Source organism: Sphingopyxis sp. 113P3, from assembly GCF_001278035.1.
In the GTDB taxonomy this organism is placed as follows: Bacteria; Pseudomonadota; Alphaproteobacteria; order Sphingomonadales; family Sphingomonadaceae; genus Sphingopyxis.
This window is the reverse complement of record NZ_CP009452.1, coordinates 2,135,970-2,157,202: the sequence shown is the minus strand read 5'-3', so window position 1 is coordinate 2,157,202 and position 21,233 is coordinate 2,135,970. Positions and strand designations below refer to the sequence as shown.

Here is a 21,233-nt window from a genome sequence, read left to right as displayed (position 1 = left end):
GCAAGCCCGGCCACCGGCGCACCGTGCGCCCACCGGCGACGCTATCGCGGCCGCGCCTAGGCGCCCGTCGCGGCGCGCAAACCTACGGCAAGCGCACCCAAAGGGCCGGCCATTACGCCGAGCCCGGGCGGGCCGAGACGATCTTCGAGCTGGTCTGCATAGTCGGCAAGCGCTCCATAGGCGGCGATATTGGCGGCAAGAGCGGCGCGCAGCCTCGGAAACAGCCCGGCACGGGACGCTATTACCCCGCCGCCAATTGAAATGCGCTCGGGCGCCGCGGTGACGACCAGATTGTGCAACAGTGCGGCAAGATCGTGGACGAACAGGTCCCATTCGGCGCCCCCATCGGGAATCTCCTGCCCGGGGCGGCCGAACCGCCGGGCAAGGGCTGGCCCCGAAATCAGACCCTCGACGCAGTCGCCATGAAAGGGGCACGAACCTTCAAATTTGTCGCCGCTCGCGCGAGGCACGCGCATATGCCCCGCCTCGCCATGCGCTGCGCCTTGTACCGGCATGCCGCACGAGATCAGCCCCACACCGACCCCTGTACCGATGGTGATATAGCAGTGGCTTGAGAGCCCCTGCGCCCTTCCCCATCGCTGCTCGGCGAGCGCCGCGCCAACGACGTCGGTCTCAATCGCGAGCGGCGCGCCGAAGCGCGCCCGAAAGCGGCGCGCGATCTGGGCCCCGCTCCAGCCGGGCTTGGTGGTCGCGCGGATCGATCCGAAGTCGGCGCTAAGCGGATCAAGATCGAGCGGACCAAAGGATGCAATGCCGAGAGCATCGAAATGCCAGCCGCCGAGGATCTCTTCGAGTGCGCCAAGTGTCGCCTCGGGGTCGCTCGTGGGCAATGTTTCCAGCGCGCGCACATCGCCGGGTCCGCTTCCCAGGATGGCAACGCATTTGGTGCCGCCCAGTTCGAGTCCTGCAATCAATCGAGAATGGGCCATTTGCACATCTACCTCGCGATGAGGAGCCGTTCATCGGCTCTGATGCTCCCTTGCGTTTCACGCCTGCGGGTCTGCCGGACTGCGCCGATCGCCCCCGCATTCTATTGGCGGCGCCCCAAAGCGATGCGCACAACATAGATCAATTTTTTCCCGACTGGGCGGTTTTGCGATGCTTCTTTCGCAAGAGAGGCTGGAACCCTCACCCATGGCCCGCGTCTCAAGGGAGAGAGGATGATCCCCATGGCGCGCGTTGCTCTAACCCGGCCCGGCTTCGAGGAGAGGCGCGCGCGCGCGCCTCTCCTCGAATGCGCGAGTAACCGCGCGCCCCTCGCGGCTGCAGAGGGCGCGCCGCCAGCGGGCGCGCGGCCCGGCAGGATTGGAAGGCGGAGGCGATGAACCGGCTGCGGCAGATTTTCCCGGCTCCCTGGCTCGCCTTGCTGACGGGGCTTATCCTCGCTCTTATCGCGGTCGTCTTGCTGGTGGGAGGAGCGTGGCTCGCCGCTCTCGGGGGCTCGCCCTATTATCTTGTGACCGGCGCCGCGATGCTGGCAGCGGGCGCCCTTCTGATGCGCGGCAGCATGGCCGGGGGCTGGCTCTATGCCGCAATCCTTTTCTTCACCCTGATATGGGCCTTCTGGGAGGTTGGTGCAAACGGCTGGGCCCTCGTCCCGCGCATCATCGCCCCCGTCTTCCTTCTGATTCTGGTATTCTTCGCGGTGGCGTCCTTGTCCCGGCGGCCCCACCGCTGGCGACGAGCGCTTGCTGCAAGCGCTCTTGCCATCGGGCTGGTTGCGGCGGGCGGCGCAATGCTTGGATGGCTCAACACCGCGCGGCCCTTGCGCGATCTGCCGGGCGAACGCTGGGCGATGGCCGATCCCGCGCTCATGGAGGCAGGTTCAAACTGGCCCGCCTATGGCGGCACCTATAGCGCGCGGCGGTATTCGCCGCTCGATCAGATCACGCCTGCAAATGTCGGCAAGCTGAAGCGCGCCTGGCTGATCCACACGGGAGACCTGCCTTCGAAGGCTGCGCACGGGACTTATGGCGCTGAAAATACGCCTCTGAAGATCGGCGACAGCCTCTATGTCTGCACGCCGAAGAATATTGTCCTAGCGCTCGATCCGGCGACCGGGCGCCAGAAATGGCGCTTTGATCCGAAGGTCCCAGACGACGCGATCCCCTATACCGCGGCGTGCCGAGGGGTAAGCTATTATGGCGTGCCGAACCCTGGGGCAGGACAGCCCTGCGCGCAGCGGATCATCTTGGGCACGCTTGACGCCCGCCTGTTCGCCCTTGATGCTGCGACCGGGCGGCCGTGCCAGGACTTTGGCAGCAATGGCGAGGTCGACACCAAGATCGGCATGGGCCCCACCCCGCCGGGGTATGTTTCCATCAACTCGCCTCCGACGATCGTGCGCGGCATCATCGTTACGGGCCATCAGGTCCTCGATGGCCAGGACCGCTGGGCCCCATCGGGGGTCATCCGCGGTTTCGACGCGGTGACCGGCAAGCTTGCCTGGGCATGGGACATGATGAACCCCGACTGGAAGGGCTATCCCCCGCCGGGCGAGACCTGGGCCCGCGGGACGCCGAACATGTGGACGATTGCCTCGGGCGATGAAGCGTTGGGGCTTGTCTATCTGCCGATGGGCAACGCCGCGGCCGATTATTATTCAAGCCTGCGCCGCGGCCCGGAAAATGAATACGCAACGTCGCTCGTCGCGCTGGATGTGACCACAGGCAAGCCGCGCTGGCGCTTCCAGGCGGTGAAGAAGGACGTGTGGGACTATGATTTCGGTGCCCAGGCGACGCTGATCGACTTTCCGGGCCCTGAAGGCGCGACCCCGGCGCTCGTGCTCCCGAGCAAGCAGGGCGACATCTATATCCTCGACCGGCGGACTGGGCGCCCGCTCACCCCGATCGGAACGATCAAGGCGCCCCGCGGCGGGGTCGAACCCGCCGAACGCGCGCCGACCCAGATCGTGTCGCTCTGGCATAGTTTGCGCGGGACGGATCTCACCGAGCGCGACATGTGGGGCATGTCCCCGATCGACCAGATGGTCTGCCGCATCCAGTTCCGGAAGGCGAGTTACCAGGGCTTTTACACTCCTCCGACGAGCGACCGCCGCTCGATCGAATATCCAGGCTATAACGGCGGAACCGACTGGGGCGGCGTCGCGGTCGACCCGGTCCGCGGGGTGATTATCGCCAATTACAACGACATGCCCAACTATGTCCGTCTCGTGCCCCGCGCGGAAGCCGATAAAAGGGGCTGGGCGCCGCGGGACCAGGCGCGCGGCAATATCGGCGGCGCCGAGGGGGCAGGCGATCCTCAGGCCGGCACACCCTATGCCATCGACGTCAATGCGGGCTGGCGCCTGCCCTGGACCGGCCTGCTCTGCAAGCAGCCCCCCTATGGCGGCATCCGCGCCATCGATATCGCGACCGGCAAGACGATCTGGGACCGTCCGCTCGGCACCGCGCGGACCAATGGCCCGTTCGGCATCCCCTCGATGCTACCGGTGACGATCGGCACCCCGAACAATGGGGGCGCGGCCGTCACGGCGGGCGGACTCATCTTCATCGCGGCCGCAACCGACAATCTGATCCGCGCAATCGACCTCAAGACGGGCCGGACCCTCTGGACGGACGTCTTGCCCGCAGGCGGCCAGGCAACGCCGATGACCTATGAGGCAAACGGCAAGCAATATGTCGTCATTTACGCTGGCGGACATCATTTCATGGAAACGCCGATCGGCGACGAGGTCATTGCCTATGCCCTCCCCTGACCAGCCCCCCCTTCCCCAAGCAAGGAGATAAAAATGGTAAACCTGACATCGCAAGCACTCAAGCATCCCGCATCGCTCGCCGGCGCGGTCGCAACCGGTTTTGTCGTCGGTCTTGCGGCCAATCTTGGCCGCAAGGCCATCGTACAAGGTGTCTCCGCCGTGCAAGGCGAATGGGACGAGGAGTTGAAGGCGGAGCACCGCGCGACCCTGAAGCTCTTTGATGCCATCGAGGCGACGAGCGAAAAGCAGGGCGTGCGCCGCAAGATGCTTCTCGTACAGCTCAAGCACGCGCTCAGCAAACATGCCTTCGAAGAGGAAAATGTTGTCTACCCCGCGATGCGCGATCATGGACAGGTGAAGGAGGCCGACGGCCTGGTTCACGACCATGGCTATGTGAAGCAGTATCTCTTCGACCTTTCTGAACTTTCACCCGACGACCCCGCATGGATCGCGAAGGTGCGCGATTTTCGAGCCGACATCGAAGAGCATGTCCGCAAGGAGGAAGAAGAACTCTTCCCCCGCCTGCGCGCCGCGCTCGGCGAGGATGGGAACAAGCATGTCACCCATGCCATGAACAAGGCGGGGTTCGCGGCTGCCTGACGCAGGCTCGCCGCGTTACGTTCCAAATGCACCATTGTCGCGGTCGCTGGCGCCATCCTGCCAGCGACCGCGACGTCGCGTCGGGCGCGCGCCCGAGCCCCCGACTCGCGACAAAAACCCTAAAGTTTCTAACCTGCAGCAAGAACAGGAACAGGTTACGAAGAGCGTGCGCTTCGCCCATGTGAAGGAGAAGCTGCCATGTTTATGCATAACAAACGTCTGCAATATACCGTCCGTGTTTCCGAGCCCAATCCCGCGCTGGCATCGCTGCTGCTCGAACAATTTGGCGGTCCGGATGGGGAACTTGCCGCCGCGATGCGCTATTTCACGCAAGGCCTCGCCGAAGACGACCCGGGGCGGAAGGACATGCTTCTCGACATTGCAACCGAGGAGCTTAGTCATCTCGAGGTGATCGGCTCGATCGTCGCCATGCTCAACAAGGGCGTAAAGTCGGAGCTATCCGAAGCCGCGCTCGAGGAAGCCGATCTTTACATGTCGCTCCACGCCGGCGGAAACAGTCACACCCAGTCGCTGCTCTACGGCGGCGGCCCATCGCTCACCAACAGCTCGGGCGTGCCGTGGACCGCGGCCTATGTCGACAGCCGCGGCGATCCGACCTGCGACCTTCGCTCCAACATCGCGGCAGAAAGCCGCGCCAAGATTATCTACGAGCGGCTCATCAACATCACCGACGATCCGGGCATCAAGGACGCGCTCGGCTTCCTGATGACGCGCGAGGTCGCCCATCAGAAAAGCTTTGAAAAAGCGCTCTACTCGATCGCCGACAATTTCCCGTCAGGAAAGCTGCCGGGGCTCGAGCCTTATGCCAATCTCTACGTCAACACCTCGCAGGGCGAAGGTGACACGACCGGCCCCTGGAACGAGGGCGAACAGTGGGAAAGGCTCGATGACATCGAAGCGAACCTGCCGCTCGACGGCGGCGACGGTCTTGCGTCAGTCGACGTTTCCAAAAAACAGATGAACGCGCTCGAGGCCATGATGACCCGGCTCCAGTCCGTGCCGGAGGCGAACCCGACAACGGGCGCCGATCTCGGCGCCGGCCCGGGCGCGGGCAAGCTCACAGACGAGGATATGGGCGGCGCTGCCGATATGGCCGACGCGAAATCGATGGCGGACGGCAAGGCGCCCAAATGACACGGAAAGCCTCCCGTCATGGCGTCTCGCGCCGGCGCATCCACCCATGATCGCAGACTCGGTCGTGCTCACCGGCTTTGTCGCCAGCCTGCTCGCCGGGCTGGCGACCGTCCTGGGAGCGCTTCCCATTCTCTCTATCGGCCGTCCGACCGAGCAGCAGCAAAATCTCATGCTGGGCTTTGCCGCCGGCGTCATGCTCGCCGCCTCTTTCTTCTCGCTGATCATACCCGGCATCGAGCAGGCGGAAGCACAGGGCGCAAACCGGGCGATGGCCTCGGGGATGGTTGTTCTTGCGATCCTCATCGGCGGGTTCAGTCTTGCACATGTCAATGCTCTCGTTCCGCCGCTTGACCGCTGGGGCCTTGGGCCGGAAGGGATCGCCGACGCCCGCTTTCGAAAGATCTGGCTCTTTGTTGCAGCGATCACGCTCCATAATTTTCCCGAAGGCCTTGCTGTCGGGGTCAGCTTCGGCGGGGGCGATCATGCAACAGGGGTCGCAACCGCGATCGGCATCGGCCTTCAGAACATTCCTGAAGGTCTCGCGGTCGCGGGGTCGCTCGCGAGCCTTGGCTATTCGCCGCGCGCCTCGATCGGCGCGGCGCTCGCCTCGGGCCTTGTCGAACCCGTCGCGGGCATTTTCGGTGCCGCGCTCGTCTCGCTGGCGGAGCCGCTCCTGCCATGGGGGCTCGGCTTTGCCGCCGGCGCGATGATCTGGGTGGTCGCCTCAGAGATCATTCCCGACACACACAGCCGTCTCGATGGGCGCAAGGCGACCGCCGGGCTGATGATCGGTCTCGGTGCCATGCTGTTCCTCGACACGACTTTGGGCTGACGATCGCCCGGCAGCAGAGCCCTTTTCTTTCGTAAATGATTGTCGTGCAAATTTGGAAACCTAGGTTATCGCCCGAAGAAGAGGATGGTGCGAAGGTGGGCCGGGGGCTCAGGAGAAGACCATGCCCCTCCCCTCCGCTTCGCTCCTTGACACCGTCCCCGGTACCGCCGCGAGAGCGCATTTTCGCAGCCGCAGCTTTCTTGCGCATCGCGGCGAGCGACCAAGGACGCTCTGGCTGATCGAGGAAGGCTGGGCGTCGGGCTACAAGCTCCTTCGCGACGGCCGGCGCCACATCTCGCGCTTCTATATTCCGGGGGATCTGTGCGATCCGAGCTGGCTCGCGGCCGACGGTGTCGATCAGCTGGTCGTGTCGATCACACCAATCAAGGCTATTGCGCTCGATCGGGCGCGGATCGAGACGCGACTCCACTCAGACCCCGCCTTTTCGGGCCGATGGGCGCTTGAGGGTTTTGCGCGGCTCAGGGCTCAGTCCGAATGGCTTGTCACGCTCGGATGCAAATCCGCGACCGAGCGGCTCAGCCAGCTCATCTGCGAACTCTTCTGCCGGCTCGCCGCAAGCGACCGGGTCGAGGAGGATCGCTGCGAATTCCCCCTGTCACAGCAGGACATGGCAGATTTCACCGGAATGACGCCCGTGCATGTCTGCCGGACGCTCAAGGAGCTCAAAGAGCACGGTCTCATCGAGTTGCGCCGACGCCGGCTGCGGGTTCTCGATTTCGATCGTCTCGCGAAGCTTTGCGGGTTCGAGTGCGCCTATCTCGCCGCCGAAGCCGCCGGTCCCCTGCCCCGCCTCGCCGCCGCCGCATAGCTCCAGGGCAGGCGAGCTCTCCTACGCGCGAGTGGAACGGCAACGCCCATCACGCGTGCGTAGGATGGCCGCGCATCCCGCGCGCGCGGGACACGGGGAGACCTACATGGAAAAGGACCGCATCTATGACTGCCTCGTGGTCGGCGGAGGCCCCGCCGGCCTCACCGCCGCAATCTATCTGGCGCGCTTTCTTCTCGACATCCTCGTTCTCGACGCGGGTGACAGCCGCGCCGCCCTCATCCCTTGCACCCGCAACCACGCAGGCTTTCCAGGAGGAATCAGCGGCAACGACCTCCTCGTCAGGATGCGCCGTCAGGCCGAGCTTTACGGGGCGAGGATCCTTGCCGAGAAAGCAACCGCCTTGAGGAAGCGGGGCGGCCTATTCGAAGTCGAGGGCCCGTCGGGGCCGCTTCGGGCGCAAACTGTCCTTCTGGCAACCGGCGTCGTCAACCGTCCGCCGCCGATGCTCGGGGAAGACGAGCAGCGTAAGGCGCTTGCCGCAGGGCTGCTGCGCTATTGCCCGATTTGCGATGCCTATGAGGTCACCGACAAGGCGATCGCGGTTCTGGGGAGCGGGGAGCGGGGGCTGAAGGAGGCGCTTTTTCTGCGTGGCTATTCGGCAAATGTCACGCTCGCATTGCCTGAGGGTGCAGCGCCGCTATCCGAAGCGCACCGAACTGAAATCGAGCGCGCGGGAATTCGGCTTATCGAAGGCTGCGATACAATCAGCGTGAAGGACAAGGAAATCGAACTGGGTTTCGGTCCCCTTACCGAACGGTTCGATACCCTCTATCCGGCGCTCGGCTCCGATGTGCGCTCCGAACTTGCAGGTGACGTGGATGCGGGGCGGAGCGAGGAGGGCTGCCTCCTCGTCGATGCGCACCAGCGTACCGATGTCGAAGGCCTCTATGCCGCAGGCGACGTGGTACTCGGCCTGGACCAGATCAGCCACGCGATGGGTGAAGGGGGCGTGGCCGCGACGACGATCAGGAACGATCTTGCTCACCGCCGCCCCCTGCTGCGCCCCTCGATATAGCCGATGCGCAAGATGCCGGCGGCCACTGGCCGCCGGCAGGAAAGCTTAGAGATGATAAGGGATTTAGGGCACCCGGCGTCCGCCGCGACCAAAGATCAGGCCGAGAACAACGAGGGCGACTGCGACGATTAGGAGGATTTTTGCAAATTCGGCCGACAGGCCGGCGATGCCGCCGAACCCGAGCAGCGCAGCGATGAGCGCGATGACGGCAAAGATTATGGCCCAACGAAGCATGACTATTCTCCCTTTCACGAGAGCGTGCTCCATCCTCCCCGCACATGGCGTGCAGGAGCGGCGAGGAGACCCGCCCGATCATCTTGTTGCAATGGAGAAGAGACGCCGTGTTTCGGCGAAAGTTCCTCCCCTCAGCCTGGGCAAACAGTGTGCATCCGCAAGCTAGAGGGGCTTGACGCCGCCGCCTTCCGGCCAGCTGCTGTCCCCGATACGCTTCAATTCCATGCGGAAGAAGGGCGTCGGGGAGCCAGCTCCCACCACACGCACGCCAGTCTCGGTCCACACCCCGTCCTGAAATGTGGCGGTGTAGCGGATCGTGACGGGCCCCGAGGCTATTTCCCAGCTATAGCCCGACGCTGTAGGGACAAGGGGGAAGCTTCCGTACCGCCCCTCGGCATGGCTTGTCAGTCGATAGGATCTGGTATCGGGGTCAAAGCTCAGCATAGCGAGGGCATGAAATGCGGTCGAGCCATCGGCCCGGTAGCTGCGCCCCTCTATCAGGCGCACCGAACCATCAAGCGTAGAACCCACGCGCTCGGTATGAGTAATGCGTTGCTCGCCCGCAGGCGTTTGTGTCACTGCGACGCCGCGCCACTCGCCGTCCATCCAGGAAAATTTTCGCATCGCCTCCCGCTCCGCCGCGATCCGGGCAGCAGAACTCTCCGGTCCAGCCACAGCGCTGGCCGGAATTGGCGCAATCAAGAGCATGGCGATCGATGCAGGGATAAGGCGTCTCATCTTGTTCCTCTTCTCTTGCAATGTCATGAGGCCCTCATGAATGAGGGTGCGCGCTTCAGGGAAAAACAACAGGGTAGGGTCGGCAATCGCATTTTCGCGAACCGGGTCCTTGGCTTCGTGAACCGCGCACGCAACCTTCCGGGTCTTCCGATCTATTTCGCGGGCGGCGCGGCGGCGATCTTGCTGATGACGACGTCAGGCGCCTTTGCAACACTCGACCTTCCCCTCCCGAAACGGCTCGCATTCTGGTCGCTGCTCATTGGGACCAACCTGCTCTTGTGGATCGGCTGGTTCGCATGGCGCGTGCGCTCCCCGCGGGACTGGTGGCCCTCGGTTCTTCTTGGGACGCTCGTAATCAACCTGCCGCTACCGGTGGAGATCGCGTTCTTCGGCCGCCTACTCGGGGTCCCGATGACACTCGACTGGGCAAGGTCATGGACGAACGCTGGGCTAATCAGCCTTGCGCTCCCTCGACAACCCGTTCGGCGCGAGGTTGTAACATGGTGTAATTGCGGGTTTAGTGGTTCGCGCGGTGATGCCAGGAGTGGCTGTTCCCCAGTATGATGGAAGTACGGGCTCACGATCAGACGCCGGGCCCAACATCAACGGAGAACAGCCATGGACGAGTATATTGGCCTTGACGTTTCGATGAAAGACACTGCCGTTTCCATTCGCCGGGCGGGGGAGCGGATCTGGCGCGGAAAGTGCCCTTCAGACCCGAAGCTGATCGCCGAGTTGATCCGCAAGCATGCGCCTGGCGCAAAGCGGGTCGTGTTCGAGACCGGACCTTTGTCGGTGTGGTTCTATCATGCACTGAGGCAGGAGGGTCTGCCGGCGATCTGCGTCGATGCGCGTCATGCGAAGGCGGCACTGGATATGGCAGCCAACAAGACCGACGCCAACGACGCCGATGGCCTGGCGCAGCTCGCCGAAGTGGGCTTCTTCCGCGAAGTGCGCGTAAAGGGCTTTGACAGTATGCAAACGCGGACGCTGATCGCCGCGCGCATGCGACTGCTCAGGATCACGACCGAACTCTCCAACCAGATCCGCGGGCTGATGAAGACCTTCGGTCTCGTTGTCCCAGCCGGCAAGGGCAGCCGGTTCGAGAGACATGTCCAGGAGCGTCTCATCGACCAGCAGGAAGTAGCGTCGATCGTGCGGCCGCTGCTCGAGGTCTGGCGTGCGGCCCGCCAGCGCGCAGCAGAGCTGGGCGAGCAGCTCGTTACGGCCGCGCGCAAGAGCGAGGCGTGCCAGATCCTGATGTCGATTCCAGGGGTGGGCGCCGTGACTGCGACGGCGTTTGCCACGGCGATCGAGGACCCCGGGAACTTCAGGAAATCACGATCCGTCGGCGCCTGGCTGGGGCTGACGACGCGGCGCTACCAGTCGGGCGAGGTCGACTATGACGGGCACATCTCGCGGCGGGGCGACAGCTATGTGCGCGGGCTGCTCTATGAGGCGGCAACCGTGATGCTGACGCGAAGCACCGCCGACAACCGGCTGCGAACTTGGGGACTTCAGCTCAAGGAACGGATCGGCTTCAAGCGAGCCGCCGTCGCACTGGCGCGCAAGCTCGCCGTCACCATGCATGCGATGCTCAAGTCAGGAACGCTTTTCGAAAGGAGTGCACCAGCCGCGCAGTAAAGTCGTCCCGGGCGCTCGCTCCTTGGGTCGCCTGGGCGCCTCCCTGCCGGGGCGTGGGCAGAGCCATTCCGAGACATGGGATGCACCGCTGGCTCAGCCGAGTGCGCGTGTAACATTGGAAGGCTCACCCCGCGAAGCTCCATCATGCGGCGACTCATGTCGACCGCGAAGACGACCCTGCAACCGGCAAGGCAGGCATTAGGCTTCGAAAATGGAAAAAGAGACCGCGAAAGGTGTCCGCAATTAGTTTCCGTTGTGATCAAGCCCGTTTTTCAACCCATAGGCGGTCGGCTTTAATCAGCGCGTTGACCATGACGATGAGCTTGCGCATAAGTGTGACCACAGCGACCTTTGCCGGTTTTCCGGACGCGATGAGGCTTTGATATTTTGCTTTGAGATCTGGATTGTAGCGGGCGGCAACGAGGGCCGGCATGTAAAGCGCACGTCTTACATTGGCCCGTCCCCCTTGAATAAAACTGCGCCCTTTCCATTGCCCCGATTGACGGGCGACGGGAGCCAGGCCTGCAAGGGAAGCGACTTGTTTAGGATCCAGTGCTCCTAGCTCTGGCATGGTTGCGACCAACTGGTCGGCGGTACGTGTGCCTACCCCGGCAATACTGGAGATGATTTCGTGCCGCCGCGCCAACTCTGCGTCAGCAGCAATGATCGTCGCAAGCTCGACATCGACCTGTTTGATATGCTGCTCAATCTGATCCAGGCGCTTTTTGTGCTGACGCTTGAGGAGAGGTAGCGTCAGGTTCTTCGCTTGATTTTGAAGCGCGATCTTATCACGGACCAAGCCATCGCGAGCGCTGATCAATTCGGCGAGCTTGGCTTGCTTGGGCGTATTTGCCGGGCGTACGGGAGGCTGGAGCGTCGTCGCCATACGGGCCAGAATCACCGCATCAATCTTATCCGTCTTGGCGAGAGTGCCTATCGCTTGGGCGAACCGCCGTGCGCGAGCCGGGTTGAGCTTGACGCATGGCAGGTCCGATAAAGCCTGCTCGAGCTGTCGGTGGTATGCGCCAGTAGCCTCATAGGCGATCCGATCGATCTGCCATTGCCCGAGCCAATCTATCAGCTCCCTGTGGCCTTTGGCGGTATTGGTGAATTGCCGCTCGCAGCCTGCAGGATGGGCATATACATCAAGGGTCGCTTTTGAGATGTCGATGCCGATGGTTTGGGGTATGGGATTGTCCATCTTTTCCGCTGTCCTACTCTTGTCATCCGGGCCCGAAGCCCTGGTTTCCGTCCAGGTCTGGTGGAAAAGAAAGGGGTGATCACACTAATCGACGGTCCTCCACGACCGAGACAACTTCGATCCATCCCCTTCCGCCCGATCCGGGGTGGCCACCCCGGATCGGGCAGCCCTTAATGCCCACAACCGCCAGAAAAGTCATAAGACAAGACGACCCATGTCTCCGGTACGAAACGTTACCCATGTGTCCGGGCTGGACAATTGAGATGTTGGCGGAGACGGAGGCTGTAGAACCTCCATAAAAATCGTTTTGTTTCTTATACTTTTGTGTAAATAGGTCAGATTTTGCTCCCACACCTGCTCCCACACTCGGCAAATCGACAGCCAAACCATGCCGGATTTTTTGCCTGCATTTGCACGGCAATTCACCTTCGGTGGATCGGTGCAATGGGTCAATAGTCAGGCAGGCGCGACGGCCTTAAACCCCAAAAAGTTGCAAACATCGCCCCTTAAGTCACAAAAAATTGCAGCAGCCAAGCGTTGTGGTCATGCAAGGCCATACCAAGCGCCCCTCCCGGCACCGTGCAAGGCTAGATGGCCCTGCTCGACAAGCGATTTGAGATGGTCCTTGACGGTGTGGCGGCTCGCGCCGCTTGCACGCGCCGCCTCTGCCACGGTGATGCGGCCATGCTCGCGCGCCAGTTCGAGGATCAGGACGGACAGTTCGGGAAGATCGGCAAGAATGATCCGCTCGCGCTCCATCTTCTTTTCAAGCCGCTGCTTCTGGCGCTGCAATGCCCGCAGGAAGAATTCCAGCCACGGATTCCAGTCGGGGTCGGCGGTTGCGATGGTGCCTTGGGTGCGCCGCAACGACAGGTAATAGCCGTCCTTGTTCTGCTCGATCACGCTTTCCAGCGAACTGTAGGGCACATAGGCATATCCGGCGCGCATAAGCATCAGCGTGGTCAGGATACGGGAAAGACGGCCATTGCCGTCCTGAAAGGGATGGATGGCGAGAAACACCACGACAAAGATTCCGATCACCAGCAGCGGGTGAAGGCTCTTGTCCTTCTCCCGCTCGGCCGTCCATTCCAGCAGTTCCGCCATCCGGCGGGGCGTGTCGAACGGCGTGGCCGTCTCGAATATGACGCCTAGGCTTTTCCCGTCCTCATCGAAGGCTTCCACGTGGTTCGCCAAGGTCTTGTATGACCCGCGATGCCGCTCATCCTTTGCCGAATGGGCCAGAAGGTCGCGGTGAAGTTGCCGGATATGATTTTCGGTCAGCGGTATCGAATCATAGGCCCCGAATATCGTGTCCATCGCCTTGGCATAGCCCGCCACCTCCTGCTCATCGCGTGTGGCGAACGAGCCGATACGCAAATTCGCCAGCAGCTTCTCCACGTCGCGATCACTGAGTCTCGCACCCTCGATGCGGGTGGAAGAACCTATGCTTTCGATGGTAGCTACATGTCGCAAATTGGAGAGCCGTTCCGGCGCGATCCGTCCCAACGCGCGCCACGCCCCCTTGAACTCGTCAATCTCGGCGATCAAAGACAGGATTGCGGGGGTGATGCGAAGCGTTGAAATTTCGAGCGCCATGCTATTGTTCCATCCATTTCCATCCGATGCCTGTGGCGGGATAAACCAATTATCCATCCATTTCCATCCGATTCGGTAGGGGCGTTCACGAGCAGGAATCTCACATCGCTCCATCGTCATCGCTAGTTGTGTCGCCGTGATACGCCCCCATGCCTCCACAAGCATGGACTCTCGACTGCTTTCCTGATACTTTTTAATAACTATTTTGCGCGATTGTCGTGGTATCCGATTGATCTGGCGCGTGAACAAGTGGGGCGCGCAAAGTGGTTGAGTAAGAGGGGGTAGTGGATGAATCGCAAGTTTCTAAAGCCGTTAGCTGTATCCGTAGCAGCGCTACTCGGTTCCGCGCAGGCGCAAGCTGCGGTTCCTGAGCTTGTCTCGGAAAAGACGGCGGCCAGCATTGCATCTGCCGAACCGCTTGCCGGTGCTGACCTGACGATTGATCGCGCCAGCGACGCGGCTGTTCATTTTGCAGCCCATTCTTCTCATCGCTCGCACTCGTCGCATAGTTCGCACTCGTCCCATTCGAGCCATCGCTCGCATTACTCCAGTTCGTATTAACAACGGCGGTTCGTCCGCCGGTTAGGGGGGAATGTGAGTCAGGTTGGGGGTGCGACGGTCGCGTTTGCGGCCGGTCTATACTCGCTTGAAGCGATTAAGCGGGCTGCCTACGCCCTCATGGCGCGAGGGACCATTTCCATTGATCCGAGTGATGCCGAAGTGCGCTGCACGATTGAGCCAGCGTCAGGTGAGGACGTGGCGCAGCTTGTGCGCGACTTTCAGCGCGAAGTGCTCGACCAAGACTTGCGGCTTGAAGTCGAAGCCAAGACCGAGCCGCTGCGCAATATGATCCTTGGGCTGGCGTTCTCGCACCTATCCCAAAATGGCTAAGTTCCTTACCCTTGCCGAATATGAGAAGCCGATGGCGGCTGGTGGCTACCAGCCGTTGCCCTATCGGTTTATGCCGCTTTCAGGTGATCGCTATGTGTTGACCAATCTCGTTGGCGAGTTCGTCATTACGGAACGTAAGTCCCTGCGTGCCTTTGCCGATGGGCAGCTTTCGTATCAGGACGAATTATACAATGAGCTAAAGTCCAAGCATTTCCTGATAGACGGCGACTCTGACGTTGCGCTCGATCTCTTGGCCCTCAAAGTCCGCACCAAGCTAAGCCCGCTGGCCAACTTTACCGGCCTGCACATCTTTGTGGTGACGCTTCGCTGCGAACACTCCTGCCCATACTGCCAAGTGTCTCGCGCCAACGATGATCGCCGCGAGTTCGATATAACACGGGAAACGGCGCTCAAGAGCCTTGATCTCGTGTTTCGTTCGCCATCGCCCGCCATCAAGATTGAGTTTCAGGGCGGTGAGTCGTTGCTGAACCTCGATCTGGTCGAGTTTATCATTGAGGAAGCCAAACGGCGGAACGAACACGAACAGCGCGATCTGGCGTTCGTGTTGGCAACCAACCTTGCCGTCTTAGATGACCGAGCGCTGGCGCTGGCGGCCCGCCATCAAGTCCTGATTTCCACGTCGCTTGATGGGCCTGCCGATCTGCACAACAAAAACCGGCCGCGCCCAGGCGGCGACTCTCATGCCCGTGCCATCGCGGGCATTCATCGCGCGCGCATGGCGTTGGGCCGTGACCAAGTGGGCGCGTTGATGACGACCACGGCGGCCAGCCTGTCGCGGGTGCGCGACATAATTGACGAATACATTGCGCAGGATTTCGACGGCATCTTCCTGCGACCGCTCAGCCCGTATGGGTTTGCCGTCAAAACGAAATCCTATGCCGCATACAACGAAACCAAGTGGCTCGATTTCTATTTTGAAGGTCTAGACTATATCATCGACCTGAACCTTGGCGGCTTCCCGTTCGTCGAACACTATGCGGCGATGATCTTGCAGAAGATGCTCACTCCCTTTCAGCCGGGTTATGTTGATCTAATGAGTCCGGCCGGTATCGGCATTGGGGCGGTGGTCTATAACTACGATGGCGACGTGTATGCGTCCGATGAAGCCCGAATGCTGGCGGAAATGGGCGATACCCGTTTTCGCATCGGGAACGTCCACGCGAACACCTATGAGGAGATTTTTCTCGGAGACGCCTTGCTCGATCCCTTGGAACAGTCATTTGCTGCCAGTGTCCCGATGTGCTCGTGGTGCGCTTTCGAGCCGTGGTGTGGCTCTGATCCGGTTTTCCACCATGCCACGCAAGGCGATTTCGTAGGGAAGAAGCCGCTATCCGCTTTCTGCGGACGCAACATGATGATCTTCAAAGGGCTGCTAGAACGCCTCAATGATCGCCCGCATGTGCGCGAAGTATTTGAACGGTGGGCGAACATCAGATGATTACGCTCGGTTCCAGAAAGATTGATTTCACTGCGGCGCAAGAGATCGACCCACGCGCGATCGTTCGCGTCTCGACGGATTTCCACCGCCCGCTGCCGCTGCGCGCTCGTGAAGCATTCCTTGTTCGGGGTGACGATGCCCCCGTTGGTTTTGCTTCTTATCTCGTGCTCCCCAATGGCCGGTGCCCAGAGAATGTGGCCGCGCAGCGGCGCGTCCATCTCCCGCCAGAGTTTGATTATCTGGAAGATGGCGATGTGGTGCGATTGGTGCCGGAGCGCGGGGAAATCCGCACACTCTATCGGCGGTCATCCCCGCATAACAGCTTTCTGCTGACGGAACGCTGCAACAACTACTGCCTCATGTGTTCGCAGCCCCCGCGCGATGTGAACGATGGCTGGATCGTTGACGAAATCCTTGAAACGATCCCGCTTATCGACCCTGACACGGGAGAGATTGGTTTTACGGGTGGCGAGCCGACCCTTCTGGGCGGTCGGTTCTTAGAGCTGGTGCAGGCGTGCAAATCATACCTGCCGCGCACCGCTCTCCATATTCTGACCAACGGGCGCACCTTCAGTGATGACGCATTCGCGCGGGCGCTTGGGTCATTGCATCATCACGACCTGATGCTCGGCATTCCGATCTATGCCGATCTCCCCCACGTCCATGACTATATCGTGCAGGCGGACGGTGCGTTTGACGAGACTATTCGCGGCATCTTGAACCTGAAACGTCATGGAGTGCGGGTGGAAGTCAGGGTAGTCCTGCACAAACAAACGGTGACGCGCCTGCCTGCGCTGGCCGCTTTTCTCGCGCGCAATCTCCTGTTTGTGGATCACGTCGCCCTGATGGGCTTGGAGATGATGGGGTTCACCCGTGCCAATCTCGATGCCCTGTGGATTGACCCCGATGACTACCGGAGCGAGCTAACCGAAGCGATTGGCATTCTCGACCGCGCCCGTATGCGGGTTTCTCTCTACAATGCTCAACTCTGCCTGACAGACCAGAGCATCTGGCGTTTTGCCAAGCGCTCGATCAGCGATTGGAAGCAGGAATATATGCCCGAATGCGATGGGTGTTCCGTGAAGGAAGATTGCGCCGGATTCTTTGCGTCAGCAAAATATCGGTATAGTGACCGTATAAACGCAATTGTAGCGTGAACCTCCTGCGATGTCTGAATATCTAGGTGCTATCATGGCACGGTAATTCTGCTTTATGCTTGGTTTGCGCACGCCATGCGAGGTCGGGTGAGAATTACAAGCGGGTTGCTTGATCGCGCGCAAATTCATCCCATCCCAGCCCCCGCCGCCTTGTCCACGGCTGGCGTGGGCATGGCTGCCTCCACGATGGCGGTCTGAGGTGGTGCCGGTTTTCCGGACAGGGTGTTAAGCTATTCCCGACCTGAAGGAATGGTACGGGAATGAAGACGACGAGGAAGCGCTACAGCGCGGATTTCAAGGCGAAGGTGGCACTGGAAGCGATCCGGGGCGATCTGACGCTGGCGGAGCTGGCCGCAAAGCATGGCGTTCACCACACGATGATTGCGTCGTGGAAGCGGCAGGCCATCGCGGGGATGACGGGCACATTTTCCGGTGCAGGTGAAGCGGCCAGGGCAGCGAGCGAGGCCGAGGTAGACAAGCTGCATGCGAAGATCGGGCAGTTGCTGGTCGAGCGGGATTTATATGAGGGCCGTTTTGTCAAGGAGGGCGCAATTCGTCGGTAGCCGTCCCGTTGGGACTGCTTTGCGCATGAGATAGAATTCTGCGGGGTCGATCATCATCGTGCAGCCGTGCGCCTGGCGCATCAACTTATATCCGGCAGCTCCGTGACGGCTTGCCACAATCCTGCATGCACAGCACAGACGATCGAGGGGACGGCTTCATACTTTTTACCGGTGCCTTCCGCACCAATCGCGCTCTCGAATTCCGTCACCCCGCTTTCAGACCCTGGCCAGGGTCTGAAACTGTTCAGTTCCGCCGTCAGGCGAAGGCTTTGGCGTCCAGTTCGACGCCCTCCGGCACGGTGCCAGTCTCCACGTATCGCCAGAGGGTGATGGCCAACTTTCGTGCCATGGCCACCAGCATAATGCGCCGGATTCTTGGCGACTGCGCCTTCGTTCGCGCTTTATACCACCTTGACAGCGGACTTTCCGGATGTCGGCTCTGCCAAATCCATGCGATCTCGATAAGGATGCGCCTCGCCCAGCTGTTGCCGGCTTTGGAAATACCTTGGCATCGCGTCGATGAGCCACTGTCGAACGCACTTGGCGTCAACCCGAGATATGATCCCAGATGTGATCGGCTATTGAACGACCTAGCAAAAATTTCCCGCGCCATGACCGCGGCTGTCGTGCCGCCAATCCCTGGTATCAACATCAGCATCTGGCGCTTCTTTTCGACGCTCGGGTCTTGCGCGTCCGCCAAATCTCGCTCTTTCTCGACGGATCGGATTTGATCTTCAACGACGGCGAGGCGGGCGTACTCACGCTCCAGTTCCCGCCGCAGGCGATCGGGCAAAGAATGGCCTTCGGCGGTAACAAGAGCCGCGAAGTCGATGCGGGTGAGGCGAAGCTTCGGTTCGATGCCCCGTATTCCTTGGCCGAAAAGCAGTCCTTTGATTCGATTGATATGGCCCGTTCGTTCGCGCACCAGGCGCTGACGTTCGCGGTGAGAGCGGCGAGCATCTTCTTCCTCTATGGTTGGTACTCGTACGACCGCACAAACGTGATGGTCTCCTCGGTCAATCGCAATCACTGCCCTGAGCAGCATCAACGCGTCGATCCGATCCGTCTTCACGCGCCGGGCTCGGCGGTTCACCTGAAGGCTCGCTGGATCCAGCACTCGACATTCAATACCCGCGCCGCCCAACCGCCGCGCGAGCCAAAAGCCATCGTACCCTGCCTCATAGCAGACCACGATCCTGACTACAGCGCCGGCCGCTGCGCGCAATCGCGCGACCAAGGCTTCAAAGTCGCCGCCCGCCAAGCGATAAATGCTCGGCTTCGTGCGATCTGGGTGCGCGACAGATAGGACCCAGCTCTTCTTGCTGAGCTCAATCGCCGCGTAGAGTGTTTGCTGCCGTTCGCTTTGTTCCTTCCCAATTGTCATAGCCAATCTCCTCGATGACGACAGCGACAGGATACCGGCTGGTCCAACGCTGCCCTCATAGGATCTTTTTAGCGAAAGCCTCCGGTCGATGAGCGTGGCACGGAGGCGATCGATGATCGAGCCTGCTCACCATCGCCTGTCGATTGCGGCGCAATGCCGGCTGCTGTCGATCAGCCGGTCGAGCTACTATTACGCGCCAGTGCCGGAGACCGAGGAGACGTTGGCGCTGATGCGGGTGATCGACGCGGCGTTCCTCGACATGCCGTGGTACGGCAGCCGGCAGATGGTCCGGCATCTGCGCCGCAATGGTCATGACGTTGGGCGACGACGGGTGCGGCGGCTGATGGCGAAGATGGGTCTGTCGCCGATCTACCAGCGGCCGCGTACGAGCGATCGGCATCCGCAGCATCGGGTCTATCCTTATCTGCTGCGCAAGCTGGCGATCGAGCGGCCGAACCACGTCTGGTGCGCCGACGTGACATACATCCCGATGCGGCGAGGCTTCCTCTACCTGGTGGCGATCATGGACTGGGCAACCAGGAAGGTGCTGGCATGGCGGCTGTCGAACACCATGGACGCAAGCTTCTGCGTCGCGGCATTGGAGGAAGCGCTGACGCGCTTCGGCAAACCCGAGATCTTCAATACTGATCAGGGCAGCCAGTTTACCAGCTTCGCCTTCACCAGCGTGTTGCGCGACGCCGAGGTCCGCATCAGCATGGATGGTCGGGGCCGGTGGATGGACAATGTCTTCATCGAGCGCCTCTGGCGATCGCTGAAATACGAATGCGTGTATCTGCACGCCTTCGAGACCGGCTCCGAGTTGCGGGCTGGTCTTGGCCGGTGGATCACCTATTACAACACCCAGCGTCCACACTCGGGCCTTGCCGGGAGAACCCCGGCAGAGGCCTATCGGCGGATAGGGCAATCAGATCATGGGGGGCATGCCCCCCATGATCTGATGATCAAATAGGCGGCATGAACGACAACCGGGATTAGCTTAACTTAGCCGCCAACCTGTCCAAGAAGGCGGGACCACCTCACTGAGAGGACGACAATGCTCAAACATCCGACACTTGATCAGCTGAACCAACTCGGCCTTTCCGGCATGGCGCACGCGTTTTGCGAGCTCGAACATAATGGCGATGCGACGAGCCTCAGCCATGCCGAATGGCTCGGGCTGCTACTCGATCATGAAGCAACATACCGCAACGATCGGCGTCTCGCCCTTCGCCTGCGCCACGCGAAGCTGCGCCATCATGCTGTTCCCGAAGACGTCGATTACCGTGCGCAGCGCGGGCTCGATCCCCGGCTGTTCGAGAGGCTGCTCAGGGGCGACTGGATCACCGCCCACGAGAACTGCGCCATCATCGGGCCTGCAGGCGTCGGCAAAAGCTGGCTCGCCTGCGCCATGGGCCACAAGGCGTGCCGCGACAATCGCTCCGTGCTCTACACCCGGCTGCCCCGCCTGATCGACGACCTGTCGCTCGCCAAAGGCGATGGCCGGATCGCCAGCCGCATGAAGAGCCTCGCCCGCGTCGACCTGCTCATCCTCGACGACTGGGGCCTGCAACCGCTCGACGGCAATGCCCGCCACCATCTGCTCGAGATCCTCGAAGACCGATACGGCCGCCGGTCAACGCTCGTGACCAGTCAGCTCCCGGTGGCCAGCTGGTTCGACCTGATCGGCGATCCAACCTACGCCGACGCCATCCTGGACCGCCTCGTTCACAACGCTCACCGCCTCGAACTCACCGGAGAATCCATGCGCAGGCAACTCGCCGTCGCAGCAGCTTGACCCGGCCACTAGCAACATGACATCTTTACCCGACGATCAGGTGCTCCAACTGCGCGCGATCAAATCGGAACGCTGCGCGGCATCAGATCGGAATACATGCGCGCGATCGTCGGAATCCGCAATCAGTTCGCCGCCAGCCCCCTCAAGTCCCTCGCCGATACCCTGACCAGCTGGCTCGAGCCCGTCGCCCGCATGTGGCGCTTTTCCAGGAACAATGGAATCACCGAGGGCTTTCACACAAAGATGGAGATGATCTCGCGCCGCGCGTTCGGCTTCCGCAACTTTCACAACTACCGCTTGCGCGTGCTCGCTCTTTGCGGTTGGGCTCTTCCTCGTGAACGGGGGATGAGGGAAATTGGGTTAGACTTGTCATAGGAAGG

18 protein-coding genes and 3 pseudogenes are annotated in these 21,233 nt (G+C 61.4%); 15 read left to right on the top strand and 6 right to left on the bottom strand.

Annotated features, from left to right (window positions below; all coding sequences use genetic code 11):
• Positions 1-56: 56 nt before the first annotated feature.
• A complete protein-coding gene (locus LH20_RS10495; protein ID WP_200905465.1) occupies positions 57-950 on the bottom strand; it encodes an ROK family protein in 894 nt (297 codons plus the stop codon).
• 392 nt (positions 951-1,342) lie between these two features.
• On the opposite strand from LH20_RS10495, the gene LH20_RS10490 reads away from it, so the two are divergent.
• The 6 genes from LH20_RS10490 (at position 1,343) to LH20_RS10465 (ending at position 8,191) form a co-directional block, all read left to right on the top strand.
• Complete coding sequence (locus LH20_RS10490; protein ID WP_053554146.1) at positions 1,343-3,739, top strand: membrane-bound PQQ-dependent dehydrogenase, glucose/quinate/shikimate family; 2,397 nt, start codon at positions 1,343-1,345, stop codon at positions 3,737-3,739.
• A 33-nt stretch (positions 3,740-3,772) separates the two neighbouring features.
• Positions 3,773-4,339 carry a hemerythrin domain-containing protein gene (locus tag LH20_RS10485; RefSeq protein WP_053554145.1) on the top strand — a complete coding sequence of 189 codons (567 nt, stop codon included), beginning with the start codon at positions 3,773-3,775 and terminating at the stop codon, positions 4,337-4,339.
• A gap of 198 nt (positions 4,340-4,537) precedes the next feature.
• The gene (locus tag LH20_RS10480; protein WP_053554144.1) at positions 4,538-5,494 is read left to right on the top strand and encodes a manganese catalase family protein; all 957 of its coding nucleotides are present in this window, start codon (positions 4,538-4,540) and stop codon (positions 5,492-5,494) included.
• Between the two features lie 46 nt (positions 5,495-5,540).
• Positions 5,541-6,326, top strand: coding sequence for a ZIP family metal transporter (locus LH20_RS10475; RefSeq protein ID WP_053554143.1), 786 nt, complete (start codon positions 5,541-5,543; stop codon positions 6,324-6,326).
• A 121-nt stretch (positions 6,327-6,447) separates the two neighbouring features.
• Entirely contained in the window at positions 6,448-7,155 is a 708-nt protein-coding gene (locus LH20_RS10470; protein ID WP_053554142.1) for a Crp/Fnr family transcriptional regulator, read from the top strand.
• Between the two features lie 106 nt (positions 7,156-7,261).
• Positions 7,262-8,191 (top strand): NAD(P)/FAD-dependent oxidoreductase, encoded by a 930-nt coding sequence (locus LH20_RS10465; protein WP_053556233.1) that lies wholly within the window; start codon positions 7,262-7,264, stop codon positions 8,189-8,191.
• A 63-nt stretch (positions 8,192-8,254) separates the two neighbouring features.
• Here the strand turns inward: LH20_RS10465 and LH20_RS22925 are convergent, their stop codons facing one another.
• Both LH20_RS22925 and LH20_RS10460 read right to left on the bottom strand, forming a co-directional pair.
• On the bottom strand, positions 8,255-8,425 hold the full coding sequence (locus tag LH20_RS22925; protein WP_083455376.1) for a DUF1328 domain-containing protein: 171 nt from the start codon (positions 8,423-8,425) through the stop codon (positions 8,255-8,257).
• Between the two features lie 162 nt (positions 8,426-8,587).
• Entirely contained in the window at positions 8,588-9,163 is a 576-nt protein-coding gene (locus tag LH20_RS10460) for a DUF1579 domain-containing protein (protein WP_144423559.1), read from the bottom strand.
• A 618-nt stretch (positions 9,164-9,781) separates the two neighbouring features.
• Here LH20_RS10460 and LH20_RS10450 point away from each other — a divergent pair.
• Entirely contained in the window at positions 9,782-10,807 is a 1,026-nt protein-coding gene (locus LH20_RS10450) for an IS110 family transposase (protein WP_053554139.1), read from the top strand.
• 259 nt (positions 10,808-11,066) lie between these two features.
• On the opposite strand, the gene LH20_RS10445 is transcribed toward LH20_RS10450, so the two are convergent.
• Both LH20_RS10445 and LH20_RS10440 read right to left on the bottom strand, forming a co-directional pair.
• Positions 11,067-12,008, bottom strand: a complete 942-nt coding sequence (locus LH20_RS10445) for an IS110 family transposase (protein ID WP_053552601.1) — start codon at positions 12,006-12,008, stop codon at positions 11,067-11,069.
• Positions 12,009-12,551: 543 nt separating this feature from the next.
• Positions 12,552-13,853, bottom strand: a complete 1,302-nt coding sequence (locus LH20_RS10440) for a Fic family protein (RefSeq protein ID WP_200905464.1) — start codon at positions 13,851-13,853, stop codon at positions 12,552-12,554.
• A 39-nt stretch (positions 13,854-13,892) separates the two neighbouring features.
• On the opposite strand from LH20_RS10440, the gene LH20_RS23310 reads away from it, so the two are divergent.
• From LH20_RS23310 to LH20_RS10420, 5 genes and pseudogenes are all read left to right on the top strand, one after another.
• Positions 13,893-14,165, top strand: coding sequence for a hypothetical protein (locus tag LH20_RS23310; RefSeq protein WP_144423558.1), 273 nt, complete (start codon positions 13,893-13,895; stop codon positions 14,163-14,165).
• A 33-nt stretch (positions 14,166-14,198) separates the two neighbouring features.
• On the top strand, positions 14,199-14,495 hold the full coding sequence (hxsD, locus tag LH20_RS10435) for a His-Xaa-Ser system protein HxsD (RefSeq protein WP_053554137.1): 297 nt from the start codon (positions 14,199-14,201) through the stop codon (positions 14,493-14,495).
• Entirely contained in the window at positions 14,488-15,954 is a 1,467-nt protein-coding gene (gene hxsB / locus LH20_RS10430) for a His-Xaa-Ser system radical SAM maturase HxsB (protein WP_053554136.1), read from the top strand. The genes hxsD and hxsB overlap by 8 nt, the downstream gene beginning before the upstream one ends.
• On the top strand, positions 15,951-17,111 hold the full coding sequence (gene hxsC, locus LH20_RS10425; RefSeq protein ID WP_053554135.1) for a His-Xaa-Ser system radical SAM maturase HxsC: 1,161 nt from the start codon (positions 15,951-15,953) through the stop codon (positions 17,109-17,111). Before hxsB ends, hxsC begins: the two co-directional genes overlap by 4 nt.
• Before the next feature lie 260 nt (positions 17,112-17,371).
• Positions 17,372-17,635 (top strand): annotated as a pseudogene (locus tag LH20_RS10420) (transposase); the annotation flags it as partial.
• Between the two features lie 295 nt (positions 17,636-17,930).
• Here the strand turns inward: LH20_RS10420 and LH20_RS22920 are convergent.
• Positions 17,931-19,058, bottom strand: coding sequence for an IS110 family transposase (locus LH20_RS22920; RefSeq protein WP_083455361.1), 1,128 nt, complete (start codon positions 19,056-19,058; stop codon positions 17,931-17,933).
• A gap of 61 nt (positions 19,059-19,119) precedes the next feature.
• On the opposite strand from LH20_RS22920, the pseudogene LH20_RS10405 reads away from it, so the two are divergent.
• The 3 genes and pseudogenes from LH20_RS10405 to LH20_RS10395 form a co-directional block, all read left to right on the top strand.
• Positions 19,120-20,028, top strand: a pseudogene (locus LH20_RS10405) (IS3 family transposase); the annotation flags it as partial.
• Between the two features lie 84 nt (positions 20,029-20,112).
• Positions 20,113-20,853, top strand: coding sequence for an IS21-like element helper ATPase IstB (gene istB, locus LH20_RS10400; protein ID WP_053554132.1), 741 nt, complete (start codon positions 20,113-20,115; stop codon positions 20,851-20,853).
• Positions 20,854-20,994: 141 nt separating this feature from the next.
• Positions 20,995-21,228 (top strand): annotated as a pseudogene (locus LH20_RS10395) (transposase); the annotation flags it as partial.
• Between the last annotated feature and the right edge of the window lie 5 nt (positions 21,229-21,233).